Origin of the sequence: Nocardia puris, assembly GCF_036051655.1 — a bacterium.
In the GTDB taxonomy this organism is placed as follows: Bacteria; Actinomycetota; Actinomycetes; order Mycobacteriales; family Mycobacteriaceae; genus Nocardia; species Nocardia puris.
In genome coordinates this window covers 1,901,947-1,917,846 of sequence record NZ_CP107943.1, presented here as the reverse complement: position 1 = coordinate 1,917,846, position 15,900 = coordinate 1,901,947, and the positions used below count along the sequence as shown (strand labels likewise).

The following is a 15,900-nucleotide window of genomic DNA, read 5'->3' as shown; positions in this document are numbered from 1 at the left end:
CGAATCACGCCGCGCGGGGCGCGGAGTCGATGAACCAGTCGATGATCTCCTCGCCGGCGAGAATGCCGCTGGCCTTGGTGACGGTGAGGTTCGGGCTGGTCCAGTTCAGGTGCTCGAGCTCGCCGTGGCGGGGGCGGATGGCCGAGTCGGCCGCGCGCAGCATCGCCGCGTCCAAGGCGCCGTCGCCCGCGGCGAAAGTCAGTGCGTCCGGGCTCAATTCACCGCTGTCCACCAGGCGGCGGCGCACCTCGGCCACCGCCGTGCTCTTGCAGACCACGCGCGGCATGGTGTAGATCTTGCGTCCCTGCTGGGAGGCCGACCACCCGCGCTCGGCGCACCAGGCGCCCCATTCGGCCAGGAAGTCCTCCGGCACCGCTTTCGGCCGCACCACCAGGTAGCAGAACAGGTGGTCGGCGATGCGGAACTTGGTGCACCAGGAATCGTCGATGCGCGAGCGCAATTCGGCGCTCACCTCCGAGAGCGTCGCACCGCCCGCCCGCACCTGCGCATCGATGTCGATGCGCCAGCGCATATCCGGGACGCCGTCCACCAGGATGTTGCCGCCGTTGCTGGTGATGGCGTAGCGCCACGGCGCTCCCGGCAGGGCGATCCTGGTGAACTGCTTGATGGTTCGCGTGGTGGTCGGGATGACGGCCGCCGGTTCGGTCAGCGTCCGCATGCGCAGCGCCGCCGCGGTGGTCATGAAGGAGAGCGGCGCGCCCTCCAGGTGTTCCACGCACACGGTCGCCACCTCGTCGGCGGTGCTGAACGCGTTGCGCGAGTAGATCATGGTGCGGTCGAGATCGGTGGCGACGAGCGCCTGTCTTCGAGGTCCAGCGGGAAACATCTACTTCGGTACTTCCTTGATCAATCCCATGCACGAGTACGCGAGGTCGGGCACGACCTCGACGGGGACGCCGCGGGCGGCGGCCAGCAACCGGATGTGCGCGTGCTCCGGCGCGTCGGGCTCGCGGACGAGCACGCGCCATGGCACCCGCCGCAACAGCACCCGGGTGGTCTCGCCCACGCCGGGTTTCACGAAATTCACACTGGTGACGCCATATTCGGCGCGTACCTTGTCCACGGAAGCCCAGCCCGTCCAGGTCGGGGTACGGTCCGAGGCCCGCACGGCGGCCACCTCACCGGCCACCCGGGGGCGCACGGCGTCGAACGCGACGGTGACCGTGTCGAGCAGCCGCACCGACACGTCGTCGCCGGCGAGTTCCCGGTAGAACTTCGCACCGTGGAAATCGCCGGGCCCGATCAGCTCGTCGTTGAGCACGGTGCGCGAGATCAGCCCGGACACCGTGGAATTCAGGCAGGCCGAGGCGATCAGGAAATCGTCGCGGGTGCCGTAGGTGGTGACGCAGTGGCCCGGGTCGGCCAGCACGGCCAGCCGGTCGTCGAACCGCGCGCCGCCCGCGGCGTGATAGGCATCCAGCGCCTCGCCGAGTTCCTTGGTGATCGCGCCCTTGCCGGTCCACCCGTCCACGAAGACGATCGAGGACGGATCGTGGTGGTGCGCCAGGTAATCCAGCGCGACCGGGTCGATGCCGCGATCGCGCACGATCGACACCGCGTAGTGCGGGGTATCCAGGCTCGGCAGCCCGGCGCCGCGCCCCGAGGCGAGCCAGCGCCGCATGAGGATGCCGATCGGCGTGCCCGCGCGCGCCAGCGACACCAGCACGATGTCCTCGCCGCGCTCGGCGACCACCAGCTCCGATACGGTCCCCACCGCCAGGGCCAGGCGCTCGGCGCTCTCAGCGAGCACGCGGTCGAACAGGTCGCGGTAGGCGGCATCGGGCTGGTACTCGACCGGCAGGGATTCCGCGTAGTGCGCCTCTCCGGCCTGGATGCGTGTTTCCCGTTCCGCCACATCGGCTTCCAGGTCCACGTCGGAGAGATCCTTGAGCAGCCAGGTCACCTCGTCCGGGGCGTAGGAGCCGAAGGCGGGGCCACGCAACGGCTCCGGGAAGGATGCCGAATCATCCTGCGGCACAGTATTTTCGGCTGAATCACCCGCCAGTGCGAGGTGGTCGGCCATCGCCGCTCCCCCTTCGCGCTCGCCGGTGCGCCCAGCGTCCTGTTCGCGGGGATCGGCTCCACCGGCGCGCGCGGAGTGCGGCGCGCGGGGACCGGCCGTGCCGCTGCGCGTGGCGGGCAGCGCGTGAGGCTCGGTCCGGCCGGTCCGCGCGAAGTGCAGCGCACGGGACTCGACCTCACCGGTGCGCGCGGCGTGCAGTTCTCGAGGATCGGCGCCCGGCAGCACCGCCAGCAGCACATCCGCGCCCGACGCCGTCAGCACGTCGATCAGCCCGCCCTCGGCCACCAGGTCGGCGGTGTCGGCGGGCGCGTCGATCACCACGAGCAGGATCGGCTCCCCGGTGGGGCCGGTCTGTTCCCCGGTGAGGGCGCGCAGTTCGTCGTCCAGATCGGCGGGCCACTGCGCGTTGTAGAGGTAGCGCGGTACGTCGTCGGGTTCCGGTGCGGTGAAACGGAATCCGCGCCGCAGCGGATACCCGGGCTCGTCCAGCACGTAGGCGGGCGAGCGCGTGGTGGTCTGGAACCGGGTCGCCACACCGGCGTCGGCCAGTCCCGACGCCAGCCGCAGCGGCAGGTACATCAGCTCCTCGTGACCGATCACGATCACCGGACGGTCGCCGCCGAGCCGCGTGCGCAGCGCGGCCACCGCCACGCCCACCGCCGCGTCGAACGCCGGCGCGTCGGTGTCGAGGATGCCGTGCCTGCCGCCCTCCGGCACCGCACCGGGCCAGGGCAGCGCCAGCCGGTCGAACGAACCACGCCGCGCGGCAACGGGATTCAACGCCGGTTCGGGCAGCGCCTCGACGGAGTCCACCAGTCCGTCGGGCAGCAGCGTGAGACCCGAAGCGAGACAGACGGTGTCGATCCGCGCGCCGAGCTCGGCGGCGACATCCGCGAACACCGCGCGGTCGGCCTCGGTGCGCATATCCACCAGCGAGGCCAGCACGTAGTGCGCCCGCGGCGAGAACGCGTGCAGCGCGCGGATCGCGTCGATCGCCGTCGCTCCCGTGGAGATCTCGTCGTCCACCAGCACCAACGGCAGGTCGTTGAGGAAGATGCCCGCGGGCGCGGGCTGCAGCAGGTGCGAGGTGGCGTGCGAATGGCCCTCCTCGAAACCGGTGAGCGTCTCGGCGGTGGCCACGTCGCGGCGCGTCGAATGCAGGTAGCAGTGCGCGCCCAGCCGTGCCGCGACGATGTGGCCGAGACCCGTTGCCGTTTCGGCGAATCCGAGCACCACGGCGTCGCCACCGTCCAGCAATGGACGCACCAGATCGCCGAGCCGGTCACCCGCGTCCAGCACCACGCGCGGATCGGTCGGCAGGTGCTTGCCCAGCACCGTCGACACCAGCAGGTGCGCGCGGCGCGGATTGCGCCGCAGACCGGGCTGGATCAGCCACTCGATCGCCAGCTCCCCGGGCAGCGCGCCGCCGGCGGGCCCGCCGTGCGAAGCCACGTGCCGCAGCTCGAACCCGAGCGTGCGGGTCGCCCACGGCGCCGTCATACCTTCACCAACGCGCTGAGCAGATCCACGAACGACACTCCCTTGTTCGCCACTCCGAAAACCCTTGCCCGCAACAGTGTTTCGCGCGCCCAGCTGCGGTGCGGGCGCATCTCGTTCATCTTGTTCCGGTACTCCGAGGCGGCCACACCGCCCACGTCGACCTGCAGGATGTCCAGCGCGTCGGCGTACTCCTCGTGCGTCACCACCGACAGGGCGTGCACCGCCGCCACGTGCGAGGGATGGATCACCGTCTTGCCCTGGATGCCGTTGGCGCGGTCCAGCGTGATCTCGCGCAACAGCCCGTCCAGATCCCGGCTCACCAGGTACTGCCGGAACGGCACCGCGTCGGACTCCTCGAACGGCGCGGTGCGCAGCAGCGGGCGGAACATGCGCTCGTGATCGGCGAAGTACTCCCACACCGGGCCGGTGATCACGAACCCGGTGCCGTCGGCGCGGCCCAGGTAGTTGACGATGTCGGCGATCACGTCGGCGACCACCCGCACGTCGTAGATGGTCAGATCGCGGTCGCGCCGGATGCCGAACGTCGAGCACATATCGGTCGCCCCGACCCGCACCGCGAGCACCCGCTCCCGGTGCTCGGCCAGCACCGCCGCGATGTGCGCCAGCTCCTGATCGCGGGTCTGGCGGTGCACCAGCGCGGCCGATTCGAGCACCGGCATGCCGAACACCTGGCGCCGCAGTCGCACCGACACCGCTTCCAGGGCGGCCAGGTACTTGTGGCAGGAGGCGCTGTCGAACTTCGGGAACACGAACCCGGTCAGCGCCGACGCGCCGATCCCCAGCTGCTCGACGATCTCGCCGATGGCGTCAGCGTCGCGCACCCGCACGAACAGCAGCGGGTTGGGGTCCTCCCCGGCCGCCAGCTCGTCCAGGGTCGCCACGGCCTGCCGCTTGGCGAACTCGACCTCGTGATCGGCCACCGCGTCCTCGAGGTCGATCACCATCGAACACACGCCGCGCTCGGCCCGGCGGCGGATGGTGTCGGCCAGATCCGGCCTGGTGGCGGGCGCGTACAGCGTGGCGCCCAGCCCGTAGGCGAGCAGTTCCCGATCGGTGCTGTCGCCGAAGGCTTCGGGCTGCCGATGGAACAGCGACCTCGCGTCCGGACCCTGCAACTGCCGGAAATGCCGCAGTGGCAGCCGTTTCCGGAGGGAAACCTCCCCCCGGACGGCGACAGAAGCGGTCATCGATCACCCGTCCTCATTCTCGTCGTGGTCCTGCGTGCTTTCTCATGCGATCCACCACCCCGGCTATGAATTCGGTGACGGCATCCAGTTCCGTCACATAGGCCCAGTAGTCGGGATGGCGCCCCGACAGTGTCTCGGTGATGCGCTCGATGCGCTCGGCCTGTGCGTCCAGCACCGAGCCCCATTCGGCGACGAGCCCCCGGCTGACCGCGAGCATCTGCGCGTCTCGCAGCCGGAATCGTACGGCTTTCGCCTTCTCTTGCGGATCCGCGCGGACCGAACGCAGCAACGCGAGCCGTCCGGTGACGGCCTCGATCCGCTGTTCGGCCTCGGCGAGGTTCCCCCGCGCCGTGGAGGTCAATTCAAGGGCTAGCTCCGGGTTGTTCTCGCCCGATGCCGCCCGCGCCCGTGCCAAGGCGTCGGCTGCCGCATCGATGGCTCGCTGACTGTCCCGCTCATTGTTGGCCAGATCCGCCGAACTCGCAGCATTGAACTCCCGCAGCAGCGCCGAGTACGCCTCGCTCACCCGCTCGGCCCGGTGCCGCACGGCGTCCACCCTGGTCCGCACCGACGCGATCGCCGTCTGGGCCGCCGCACGCCGAGATGGGGCCTGCGCCAAGGCATCCGAGAGTTCCCGTCTCACCGTTTCGAGCCGGTTCGCGGCCTCGCGCACCGCGCCCGCGGGCGTATCCGGGCCCGCCGATTCCAGTGTGAGCATCGCCTCATCGACCGCCGCCGCGGCGCGGCGCACCGAGGGATACCCGGCGTATTCGGAGCCCACGACACGCCCGCGTTCCTCGGCCGCCGCGGCCAGCACCCGCTGCGCCAGCTGCGGCACCGTGCGCAGCACCGACACCGCGTGCTCGAGCTGGCTCCGGTCGGCCTGGTAGAACTCGTCCACGGCGCGGGCCGCGTCGAGCAATTGCCTGGTCACGGCATCGGCGCGGGTCTGCCCCTGAGGAGGGGCGGTGCCCTCGCGCTGCCCGGTCTCCAACTCCTCGATCAGGCTCAGATAGGCGCCCGCCGCCGCGTAGCAGCGCGCCCGCACCGGCTCCCAGGCCGCCGCGTACCGGGGGTCGGCGAACACCTGCTCGGCGGCGTGCACCGCCGCGTCGGCGGCCGACTGCCGCCGATCCATGTCCAGGAACGCCTCCGCGAGCCGCGCCTTCGCCCCCTCGATCCACTCGTCGTCCCCCGAAAACCGGAACCAGCCGCGCCTACGCCCTGCCACGCCCCGATGGTAGGAGATCTCGCGGGTTGCCGGGGTGTACCCCGGTTCCTACGCAAGTTCGCCGAAACCTACTACTGTCGTAGGGCGTACCCGGCGATTCGGACATGCTGGGACCACAGACGAACTAATGGAAGGGATTCCCGTATGGGTGTCAGTCTGTCCAAGGGCGGCAACGTCTCGCTGTCGAAGGCGGCTCCGAACCTGACTGCTGTCTCCGTCGGCCTGGGGTGGGACATCCGGACCACCACCGGCACCGACTTCGACCTCGACGCCAGCGCCATCGCGACCGGCGCCGACAAGAAGGTCGTCAGCGACCAGCATTTCGTGTTCTTCAACAATCTCCGTTCGCCGGAGGGCGCCATCGAGCACACGGGCGACAACCGCACGGGTGAGGGCGAGGGCGACGACGAGGTCATCAACGTCGACCTGGCCGGCACCCCGCCCACCATCGAGAGCATCTTCTTCCCGGTCTCGATCTACGACGCCGAGTCGCGTCAGCAGTCGTTCGGCCAGGTCCGCAACGCCTACATCCGCGTCGTCGATCGGGCCAACGGCGAGGAGCTGGCCCGCTACGACCTGAGCGAGGACGCCTCCACCGAGACCGCCATGGTCTTCGGCGAGCTGTACCGCAACGGCGCCGAGTGGAAGTTCCGCGCCATCGGCCAGGGCTACGCCTCCGGGCTGTCGGGCATCGCCCGCGACTACGGTGTGAACGTCTGACGACTTCTCACGTGAAATGAGGGGGCTCGCAGTGCGCGAGCCCCCTCGCCGTGCGACCGGGGGCGAGCGCTGCCCGGTGCCGCGTTGGACAACCGGCGAATCTGCGGCCACGCTGGTATCGATAGCGCCGATTCACTCTGCTCCCCTATTCACCGAAAGGTCCCCGCGTGGTCCTGCGAATATTCGGCCTCTCCGGCGTCGTCACGGTGGTGTCGCTGGTCATAGCCTTCCTCTACGGCGGTCCGACCGCCCTTTTCCTCTGCGCCATCCTCGGCATCCTCGAAGTCTCGCTGAGCTTCGACAACGCCGTGATCAACGCCACCGTGCTGCGGCGGATGAGCGAGTTCTGGCAGCGCATCTTCCTCACCATCGGCATCCTGATCGCCGTCTTCGGCATGCGCCTGGTGTTCCCACTCGCGATCGTGTGGGTCACCGCGGGCCTCGACCCGATTCGCGCGTTCGATCTGGCGCTCAACCCGCCCGCGGGCGACGCCGCGTACTTCCCCGACGGCAGCCCGAGCTACGAGACGCTGATCACCGACGCGCACCCGCAGATCGCGGCGTTCGGCGGCATGTTCCTGGCGCTGCTGTTCCTGAACTTCATCTTCGAGGACCGCGAGATCACCTGGCTGAGCTTCATCGAGCGGCCGCTGGCGGCCGCGGGCAAGCTGGACATGCTCTCGGTCGTCGTCGCCAGCATCGGCCTGATCCTGACCTCGGAGTTCCTCGCCGACGACGACAAACGCGCCACGGTGCTGCTGGCGGGCCTGCTCGGCATGGTCACCTACATCGCGGTGGACGGCCTCGGCTCGATGTTCCACCCCGAGGACCACACGGGACCCTCCGATGCGGTCAAAGCCACGGGCAAGGCGGGCTTCTTCCTGTTCCTCTACCTGGAAGTGCTCGACGCGTCGTTCTCGTTCGACGGCGTCATCGGCGCGTTCGCCATCACCTCCGACCCGATCATCATCGCGCTCGGCCTGGGTCTGATCGGCGCCATGTTCGTGCGGTCCATCACGGTGTACCTGGTGCGCAAGGGCACCCTCAACGAGTACGTCTACCTCGAGCACGGCGCGCACTGGGCCATCGGCGCCTTGGCCGCCATCCTGCTCGTCTCGATCGGCGTGCACGTCAACGAGATCATCACCGGCCTGGTCGGCGTCGCGTTCATCGGCGCGGCGTTCATCTCCAGCATCCTGCGCAACAAGCGCGAGGGCGGGGAGCCGGAAGAACTCGAGAGCGCGAAGGAAGTCACGCCGGTAGGCTGATTCCCGGCGGCAAGCCGACGAATTCGACGCGGCAGCGGCCCCTCCCCACGGGAGGACGCCGCTGCCGCTTTCCGTTTCCGACCAGGGGGGAACCCATGACCCAGCAGCCCGGCGTGAACCTGTCCAAGGTCACCCTGTCCAAGGCCACGCCCAGCATCAACCTCACCAAACCCGGTGAGCACCAAGGCGTCATGCGGGTGAACCTGAACTGGTCGCGCCCGCGCGGCTTCTTCCGCCGCGGCAAGTCGGTGGACCTGGACCTCGGCTGCCTCTACGAACTGGCCAACGGCGCGAAGGGCGTCGTGCAGGCCACGGGCGGCAACTTCGGCTCACTCGCCGGCGAACCGTACATCCAGCTCGACGGCGATGACCGCAGCGGCGACGCCAGCGGCGGCGAGAACATGCACATCGACCTGTCACGCCCCGAACGCTTCCGGCGCGTGCTGATCTTCGCGTTCATCTACGAGGGCGTGCCCAACTGGGCCGCCGCCGACGGCGTGGTCACCCTGTACCCCACCAGCGGCCCGCAGGTGGAAGTGCGCCTGGACTCCCCTGTCGACGGCGCGCGCTCCTGCGCCATCGCCCTGTTGCAGAACCACGGCAACGGCATCACCGTGCAGCGAGAAGTGCAGTACATCAACGGATCCCAGCGCTTCATCGACCAGGCGTACGGGTGGGGCATGGAGTGGCACAGCGCCAGTAAGTAGCGGCGCGCGGCCGCGAGCCGGTCGGGCGATTCGGTGACGACCCCGGTGCGCGAATTCTCCGGTGCGACTTCGAGGTCGGCCGGTCCGCGTGAATTCCGGGTCGCTCGGCCAGGCAGTCGTGGGGGCGCGGGGTCAGGAGTCGCGGGGTCGCTCGGTCAGGTGGGGGCGGGGACCAGGTCGGCGCGCGGTCGATCCGGGACGAACATCACCGGCTCGCGCGGCGCGGCCCGCAGGAAGACGAAGAACAGCACGATCAGCAGCACCGCGCGCCCCCACACGCCGAACTGCACCACGCCCTCCAGCAGCCCGAACGGCTCACCGGAACCGAGCGCGTAGAAGTACCGGAACACGCCGATGCCGATCGCGGCGTCGGCCACCAGGTACGCGCCGATCACCGACCACGGCACCTCGAGCAGCACCAGGAACGGGATCAGCCACAGCGTGTACTGCGGCGAATGCACCTTGTGGAACACCAGGAATCCACACAGCATCGCTCCGCTCACACCCACCCACGGGAACACACCGCCGGTGCGGAAACGCTTCCAGCCCAACCACATCGCCAGCGCGAACGCCGCCAGGATCAGCAGCGGCGAGGCGATCGCCACGCCGTCGTGCCAGGTGGCACTCGCCTCGGACTCCGGCCCGAACAGCAGCTGGTGCCCCCAGTACCAGATCGAGTTGGTGGTGATGTCGGCCTGGCGCAACTGCTGGAAGGTGATCGACGCGCGCCACCCCTCGTAGCCGGCCAGCGCGAACGGCAGGTTCACCGCCAGCACCGTGCCCGCGGCCGCCGCGCCCGTCAGCAGCGCGCCCCGCACGTCGTATTCGGATTCCCCGCGCGTCTCGCGCGCACCCCCGGTCAACACGTACGCCATCAGCGGCAGCACGAAGATGCCGGGATACAGCTTCAAGCAGAATCCGAGCCCGAGCAGGACCGCCGCCACCATCGCCCGCGAGCGCAGCGACAAGCGCGCCGGCACCGCCATCACGTACACCGCCGCCACCGCCGTGAACACCACCGGCAGTTCCCAGTTGTGGAAGGCGTAGAGCAGCAGCGGCGGCCCCGCCGCCCACAGCAGCGCCGCCCACCCCGACAACCGCGCCAGCATCCACGCCACCAGCAGGCCGAAAGGCGCCAGCAGCAGCGCGGACAGGCGCAGGAAGTCGGCGTCGTTGTCCGCGCCGAGCGCGCCCGCCCACATCAGCACCCCGCTCAGCACCGGGTACTCCACCGCGCCGCCCACCAGCATCCCGTCGTCGGTGATGCCGCCGTTCACGTACGGGAACACGTGGCGGTCGATATCGCGGCCCAGCCACAGGAACTGGATGTCGGAGTAGCAGACCTCGGCGTCCTTGTCGTAGTCGAACACCACGCTGCGGCCGTCTGGATGGAACGGCGCGCCCGCGCAGCGCGCCTTGTTCGCGTACCCGAACGCCAGGAACGAGGCGCACACCAGCGTCACCAGCACGGCGAACACCGTGCGATGAGCCATCCGCCCACCGGGCGGGGCGGCACCTGTCGACATGCCGACAACACTAGGACGCCGCGGGCCGCGGAGGTGATTTCGGCGCGGGACCGGCCCTCATGTAGCCTTGTCGAGTTGCTGACGCAACGACCCTCCTGCCACGGACCGTCCGTGGCCGTTTCTGAGTCCACAGGAGGTGATTGGTCCGTGCGTCATTACGAAGTGATGGTCATCCTCGATCCGAGCCTGGACGAGCGCACCGTTGGTCCGTCCCTGGATAACCTTTTGAGCGTTGTCCGCACCGAGGGCGGCAAGATCGACAAGGTCGACATCTGGGGCCGCCGCCGTCTCGCCTACGAGATCCGCAAGCAGGCCGAGGGCATCTACGCGGTGGTTGATCTGACCGCGACCCCCGCCACGGTGAACGAGCTCGATCGCCAGCTCGGCCTCAACGAGTCGGTGCTGCGCACCAAGGTTCTGCGCCACGACAAGTAGTTCCCGCCGCACTCGTCGGAGCCTGTCTCTAGGCTCTAGCGCAACGAGCAGCGAGTGCCCGGCGAACTGCACACCAGGAGGAACCACATGGCAGGCGACACGGTCATCACCGTCATCGGAAACCTGACGGCCGATCCCGAACTGCGATTCACGCCCGCGGGGCAGGCGGTGGCGAACTTCACCGTCGCTTCCACACCCCGTGTGTTCGACCGTAATACCAATGAATGGAAAGACGGCGAAGCGCTTTTCCTGCGCTGCAACATCTGGCGGGAAGCCGCGGAGAACGTCGCCGAGAGCCTGACCCGCGGGTCTCGCGTCATCGTGCAGGGACGACTCAAGCAGCGCTCCTACGAAACCCGTGAGGGTGAGAAGCGCACGGTCGTCGAGCTCGAGGTCGACGAGGTGGGTCCCTCGCTGCGCTACGCCACCGCGAAGGTCAACAAGGCCGGTCGCGGCGGTGGCGGTGGTGGCGGATTCGGCGGTGGTGGCGGCGGTTACGCGGCCGCGAACGCCGCGCCCGCCGGTGGTGGCGGCGGCCGTTCCGGCGGCGCCGACGACGATCCCTGGGGCAGCGCGCCCGCGGCAGGCTCCTTCGGGGGCGGCCGCACGGATGACGAACCGCCGTTCTGATACGGCTTTCACCGGCCCGAATCGACTCGGGCCACACAGAATTCGGAGTAGAAGACCATGCCTAAAGCGCCCGCGCGCGAAAAGGTGCTGAAGAAGAAGGCTTGCTCGTTCTGCAAGGAGAGCAAGTCCGGCAACGTTTCGATCGATTACAAAGACACCACGCTGCTGCGCAAGTACGTCAGTGACCGCGGCAAGATCCGCGCCCGCCGGGTGACCGGCAACTGCGTGCAGCACCAGCGCGATGTCGCCGTTGCCGTGAAGAACTCGCGTGAGGTGGCGCTGCTGCCTTACGTGTCGACGGCTCGCTGAGAAAGGGAGGCACGCAAATGAAGTTGATTCTGACCGCAGACGTGGACAACCTCGGTGCCCCTGGCGACACCGTCGAGGTCAAGGACGGCTACGGCCGCAACTACCTGCTGCCCCGCGGCCTGGCGATCGTGGCCACCCGCGGCGCCGAGAAGCAGGTCGAGGGCATCCGCCGGGCCCAGGAGGCCCGCCGCGTGCGCGACCTGGACCACGCCAACGAGCTGAAGCAGGCCATCGAGCGCCTGGAGTCGGTGTCGCTGAGCGTGAAGACCGCGGGCAGCGGCAAGCTGTTCGGTTCGGTCACCCCCGCGGATGTCGCGTCGGCCATCAAGGCCGCCGGCGGCCCCGTGGTGGACAAGCGCAGCATCGAGCTGCCCAAGGCGCACATCAAGTCGACCGGCAAGCACGTCATCGCGGTGCACCTGCACCCCGACGTGACCGCCAAGTTCGACCTGCAGGTCGCCGCCACCGCGAGCTGAGTCCGCCGGCCGGTCGCGCTCCCCGGGAGTGGCGCCGGCTCGGTGCGGTTCGCCCCGCAGGCGATACACGCGTGACGTCGAGGACCACCCCGTGCTCTGTGCGGGGTGGTTCTCGGCGCTGTTCGCGCGCTTTTATCGCGTGATAACCGCAGGTTAGCTGTGGTGGCGCCCAGTGCTGCGGCACACGGTGTACAAGGCTCGGCTACGACGCGTCACCTCCGGTTATTCACCCTGTGGATCACTCGGAAAACCGACCGATCGCAATGTGACTCAGTTCATAGCCGACATACACGCCGTTTACCCAACACGCCCGGCTGTTCAACTCGGCCGACACGCCGAGACCGAAACTATCCACACGTCCACAGATGCGAAAACCTGCATCCATCTGCGGATTTCTTGGGCATGACCTGGGTTTTCCCCAAGTTGTCCACAGGGGGTGCACACGGTTTGGTAAACAGTCCCCACGTTATCCACAGGTGTGTACACAGCCCGGTTTGGCACGGGCCCTCGCGATCGCTAATTTCGTCGCAGCGCCCGGACACGACCTGCTCGCGACGATGCTGTCGCGAGGGTTGCTGGCGTGCTCCCCGGGCGGGTCGCGGGCGGAAGCTGTCGGTGTCCGGGAGTAGAACGAGTCATCGATACGGTGCGAACCGATCGCGGGGCAGAGAGGACGGTCGAGTCTGGTGACAGCCACCGATGACCGCGGGCACACGGACTACCCGCCCGAAGCGCCCGGTGAGGATTTCGGCCGTCAGCCCCCGCACGACATGGCGGCCGAGCAGTCCGTGCTCGGCGGCATGCTGCTCAGCAAGGACGCCATCGCCGACGTGGTGGAGGTGCTGCGCCCCGGCGATTTCTACCGTCCCGCGCACCAGGCCATCTACGACACCGTCCTGGACCTGTACGGGCGCGGCGAGCCCGCCGACCCCGTCACCGTCGCCGCGGGCCTCGAGCGCCGCGGCGAACTCAAGCGCATCGGCGGCGCCCCCTACCTGGTCACCCTCACCCAGACCGTCCCCACCGCCGCCAACGCCGGCTACTACGCCGAGATCGTGGCCGAGAAGGCCATCCTGCGCCGCCTCGTGGAGGCGGGCACCCGCATCGTCCAGTACGGCTACGCGGGCGCCGACGGACAGGACATCGCCGAGGTCGTAGACCGCGCCCAGGCCGAGGTCTACGAGGTCACCGAACGCCGCACCACCGAGGACTTCCTCCCCCTCGAAGAACTCCTCCAGCCCACCATGGACGAGATCGACTCCATCGCCTCCCGCGGCGGCATCTCCCTCGGCGTCCCCACCGGCTTCACCGAACTCGACGAAATCACCAACGGCCTCCACCCGGGCCAGATGATCATCGTCGCCGCGCGACCCGGTGTGGGTAAGGCCCTCGCCCTCGACACCCCGCTCCCCACCCCGACGGGCTGGACCACCATGGGCGAGGTCCGCGTCGGCGACGAACTCCTCGACGCCTCCGGCCACCCCACCCGAGTCCTCGCCGCCACCGAAACCCTCATCGACCGCCCCTGCTACGAAGTCGAGTTCTCCGACGGGACGGTGATCGTCGCGGACGAGGAGCATCAGTGGTTGACGACGTCCGTGCTCGATCGCACGCGCGCGGTGCGCACCACCGGCGACATCGTCCACACCCTGCGCACACCGGGTGACGATCTGAACCACGTGGTCCCGGCCACCGCCAAGTCCGCGACTCGGCACATCGTCGACGTGCGGAAGGTCGAGTCCGTGCCAGTGCGGTGTGTCGAGGTGGACAACGCCGATCACCTGTATCTGGCCGGGCGGTCGATGGTGCCCACGCACAACTCCACCCTCGGGATGGATTTCATGCGGAGTTGCTCGATCAAGCACGGGTTGGCGAGTGTCATTTTCTCGCTGGAGATGAGCCGGACCGAGATCGTGATGCGGTTGCTCTCGGCGGAGGCGAAGATCAAGCTCGGGGATATGCGGTCCGGGCGGATGAGCGATGACGACTGGACCAAACTGGCGCGGCGGATGAGTGAGATCAGCGAAGCGCCGCTGTTCGTGGACGATTCGCCCAACCTCACCATGATGGAGATCCGCGCCAAGGCCCGCCGCCTCAAACAGCGCCACGACCTCAAACTCGTCGTCGTCGACTACCTCCAGCTGATGACCTCCGGCAAAAAGGTCGAATCGCGCCAGCAGGAAGTCTCCGACTTCTCCCGAAACCTCAAACTCCTCGCCAAGGAACTAGAGGTCCCCGTGGTCGCCATCAGCCAGCTCAACCGCGGCCCCGAACAACGCACCGACAAACGCCCCATGGTCTCCGACCTCCGCGAGTCGGGCTGCCTGCCCGCCTCCACGCGAATCCTGCGCGCGGACAACGGCGCTGAGATCACCCTCGGCGAACTGCTGGCCAGTGGCGAACAGCCGCTCGTGTGGTCGCTCGACGATCGCATGCGCATGGTGGCTCGGCCGATGGTGAAGGTGTTCCCCAGCGGCCGCAAAGAAGTGTTCCGGCTGCGGCTGGCCTCCGGGCGCGAGGTGGAGGCGACCGGCAACCACCCCTTTCTCACCGTCGACGGCTGGATTCCGCTGGAGAAGCTCACGGTCGGCGACCGTCTCGCGACCCCGCGCCACGTTCCGGAACCGGTGCACACCGAGCGCATGGCGGACGAGGAGATCGTCCTGCTCGCCCACATGATCGGCGACGGCTCGTGCGTGAAACGCCAGCCGATCCGCTACGCGAGCATCGACGAGGAGAACTTGGCGGCGGTCTCGACGGCCGCACGGCACTTCGGCGTCACCGCCATCCGCGACGAGTACGCGGCCGCGCGCGTCACGACCCTGCGCCTGCCCACCCCCTATCGACTGACCCACGGCAAGCGCAACCCGATTGCCGCCTGGCTCGACGACTTGGGACTCTTCGGCCTGCGCAGCTACGAGAAGTTCATTCCCCAACGCGTTTTCGCGCTGCCCAACGATCAGGTCGCGTTGTTCATCCGTCACCTGTGGGCGACCGACGGGTCGGTGCGCTGGGACGCGAAGGGCAACCAAGCCCGCATCTACTACGCATCGACCAGCCGGCGCCTCACCGACGACTTGGCCCAGCTCCTGCTCCGGCTCGGCGTACACGCCCGTATCAGCCGCGTCCGCAAATCCGGCTACCGCGACTGCTGGCACCTGACGGTGGACGGCGCGGAGAACCAGTCCGTCTTCCTCCGCGACATCGGCGTCCACGGCGCTCGCGGCAAGTCCGCCGAACACGCACTGGCGCACCTGGATCCGATCGCACGCAACACGAATGTCGACACCGTGCCGAAGGAGGTCTGGACCAAGGTCCGCGACCTGCTCACCGCCAAGCGCATGACCCACCGTGAGTTCTCCGCCGCCATGGGCTCCCGCTTCTGCGGCTCCACCATGTGGAAGCACTCACCCAGCCGCTCCCGCCTGGCCCGAGTCGCCACCGTCCTCGACGACGCCGACATCGAAATGCTCGCCACCAACGACGTTTTCTGGGACAAGATCGTCGAGATAACTCCTGTCGGCGAACAGGATGTCTTCGACGGTACCGTGCCGGGAACGAATAACTTTGTAGCGCAAGGAATTTCGCTTCATAATTCCCTGGAACAAGATGCGGATATGGTTATCCTGCTCCACCGCCCTGACGCCTTCGAACGCGACGACCCGCGCGGTGGTGAAGCGGACCTCATTCTCGGTAAACACCGAAATGGTCCGACGGCGACGATCACCGTGGCGCATCAGCTGCATTTGAGCCGATTCGTGGACATGGCGCGGGGCTGAGACATGGCCTGCCCGCGGGTGTGGCATACAAGTCCGGTAGCAGCAGATCGCGAATAGGCTGGCTTCG

13 protein-coding genes are annotated in these 15,900 nt (G+C 68.5%); 8 read left to right on the top strand and 5 right to left on the bottom strand.

Annotated features, from left to right (window positions below; translation table 11 throughout):
* Window positions 1-4: 4 nt before the first annotated feature.
* The 4 genes from OHB21_RS08440 to OHB21_RS08425 are packed head-to-tail and all read right to left on the bottom strand — an operon-like array spanning window position 5 to window position 5,983.
* Entirely contained in the window at window positions 5-847 is an 843-nt protein-coding gene (locus tag OHB21_RS08440) for an HAD family hydrolase (protein WP_067503101.1), read from the bottom strand.
* The gene (locus OHB21_RS08435; RefSeq protein WP_195125042.1) at window positions 848-3,544 is read right to left on the bottom strand and encodes a phosphoribosyltransferase; all 2,697 of its coding nucleotides are present in this window, start codon (window positions 3,542-3,544) and stop codon (window positions 848-850) included. It lies immediately after the preceding gene.
* The gene (locus tag OHB21_RS08430) at window positions 3,541-4,752 is read right to left on the bottom strand and encodes an HpcH/HpaI aldolase/citrate lyase family protein (RefSeq protein WP_195125041.1); all 1,212 of its coding nucleotides are present in this window, start codon (window positions 4,750-4,752) and stop codon (window positions 3,541-3,543) included. Before OHB21_RS08430 ends, OHB21_RS08435 begins: the two co-directional genes overlap by 4 nt.
* Window positions 4,753-4,765: 13 nt before the next feature.
* Window positions 4,766-5,983, bottom strand: a complete 1,218-nt coding sequence (locus OHB21_RS08425) for a hypothetical protein (RefSeq protein ID WP_324192163.1) — start codon at window positions 5,981-5,983, stop codon at window positions 4,766-4,768.
* Window positions 5,984-6,127: 144 nt separating this feature from the next.
* Between OHB21_RS08425 and OHB21_RS08420 the strand changes: the two genes are divergently transcribed.
* The 3 genes from OHB21_RS08420 to OHB21_RS08410 all read left to right on the top strand — a co-directional run bounded on the left by OHB21_RS08420 (window position 6,128) and on the right by OHB21_RS08410 (window position 8,678).
* Window positions 6,128-6,703 carry a TerD family protein gene (locus tag OHB21_RS08420; RefSeq protein ID WP_195125040.1) on the top strand — a complete coding sequence of 192 codons (576 nt, stop codon included), beginning with the start codon at window positions 6,128-6,130 and terminating at the stop codon, window positions 6,701-6,703.
* A 167-nt stretch (window positions 6,704-6,870) separates the two neighbouring features.
* Window positions 6,871-7,971, top strand: coding sequence for a DUF475 domain-containing protein (locus OHB21_RS08415; RefSeq protein ID WP_195125039.1), 1,101 nt, complete (start codon window positions 6,871-6,873; stop codon window positions 7,969-7,971).
* A 95-nt stretch (window positions 7,972-8,066) separates the two neighbouring features.
* Window positions 8,067-8,678 (top strand): TerD family protein, encoded by a 612-nt coding sequence (locus tag OHB21_RS08410; protein ID WP_067503091.1) that lies wholly within the window; start codon window positions 8,067-8,069, stop codon window positions 8,676-8,678.
* 155 nt (window positions 8,679-8,833) lie between these two features.
* On the opposite strand, the gene OHB21_RS08405 is transcribed toward OHB21_RS08410, so the two are convergent.
* Complete coding sequence (locus OHB21_RS08405) at window positions 8,834-10,204, bottom strand: glycosyltransferase family 87 protein (RefSeq protein WP_084537289.1); 1,371 nt, start codon at window positions 10,202-10,204, stop codon at window positions 8,834-8,836.
* 147 nt (window positions 10,205-10,351) lie between these two features.
* Here OHB21_RS08405 and rpsF point away from each other — a divergent pair, with 147 nt between their 5' ends.
* From rpsF to OHB21_RS08380, 5 genes are all read left to right on the top strand, one after another.
* Window positions 10,352-10,639, top strand: coding sequence for a 30S ribosomal protein S6 (gene rpsF / locus OHB21_RS08400; RefSeq protein WP_067503084.1), 288 nt, complete (start codon window positions 10,352-10,354; stop codon window positions 10,637-10,639).
* Window positions 10,640-10,726: 87 nt separating this feature from the next.
* Complete coding sequence (locus OHB21_RS08395) at window positions 10,727-11,269, top strand: single-stranded DNA-binding protein (protein WP_067503383.1); 543 nt, start codon at window positions 10,727-10,729, stop codon at window positions 11,267-11,269.
* A gap of 57 nt (window positions 11,270-11,326) precedes the next feature.
* A complete protein-coding gene (rpsR, locus tag OHB21_RS08390) occupies window positions 11,327-11,578 on the top strand; it encodes a 30S ribosomal protein S18 (protein WP_067503081.1) in 252 nt (83 codons plus the stop codon).
* Window positions 11,579-11,595: 17 nt separating this feature from the next.
* The gene (gene rplI / locus OHB21_RS08385) at window positions 11,596-12,054 is read left to right on the top strand and encodes a 50S ribosomal protein L9 (protein ID WP_067503078.1); all 459 of its coding nucleotides are present in this window, start codon (window positions 11,596-11,598) and stop codon (window positions 12,052-12,054) included.
* 686 nt (window positions 12,055-12,740) lie between these two features.
* Window positions 12,741-15,833 (top strand): replicative DNA helicase, encoded by a 3,093-nt coding sequence (locus OHB21_RS08380; protein ID WP_195125038.1) that lies wholly within the window; start codon window positions 12,741-12,743, stop codon window positions 15,831-15,833.
* The last annotated feature ends 67 nt before the right edge of the window (window positions 15,834-15,900 follow it).

Excerpts from the sequence above, each read along its gene's own strand:
- OHB21_RS08440 (WP_067503101.1), bottom strand. The coding sequence starts at position 847 with ATGTTTCCCGCTGGACCTCGAAGACAGGCGCTCGTCGCCACCGATCTC.
- OHB21_RS08435 (WP_195125042.1), bottom strand. The coding sequence starts at position 3,544 with ATGACGGCGCCGTGGGCGACCCGCACGCTCGGGTTCGAGCTGCGGCAC.
- OHB21_RS08430 (WP_195125041.1), bottom strand. The coding sequence starts at position 4,752 with ATGACCGCTTCTGTCGCCGTCCGGGGGGAGGTTTCCCTCCGGAAACGG.
- OHB21_RS08420 (WP_195125040.1), top strand. The coding sequence starts at position 6,128 with ATGGGTGTCAGTCTGTCCAAGGGCGGCAACGTCTCGCTGTCGAAGGCG.
- OHB21_RS08410 (WP_067503091.1), top strand. The coding sequence starts at position 8,067 with ATGACCCAGCAGCCCGGCGTGAACCTGTCCAAGGTCACCCTGTCCAAG.
- OHB21_RS08405 (WP_084537289.1), bottom strand. The coding sequence starts at position 10,204 with ATGTCGACAGGTGCCGCCCCGCCCGGTGGGCGGATGGCTCATCGCACG.
- OHB21_RS08395 (WP_067503383.1), top strand. The coding sequence starts at position 10,727 with ATGGCAGGCGACACGGTCATCACCGTCATCGGAAACCTGACGGCCGAT.
- rpsR (WP_067503081.1), top strand. The coding sequence starts at position 11,327 with ATGCCTAAAGCGCCCGCGCGCGAAAAGGTGCTGAAGAAGAAGGCTTGC.
- rplI (WP_067503078.1), top strand. The coding sequence starts at position 11,596 with ATGAAGTTGATTCTGACCGCAGACGTGGACAACCTCGGTGCCCCTGGC.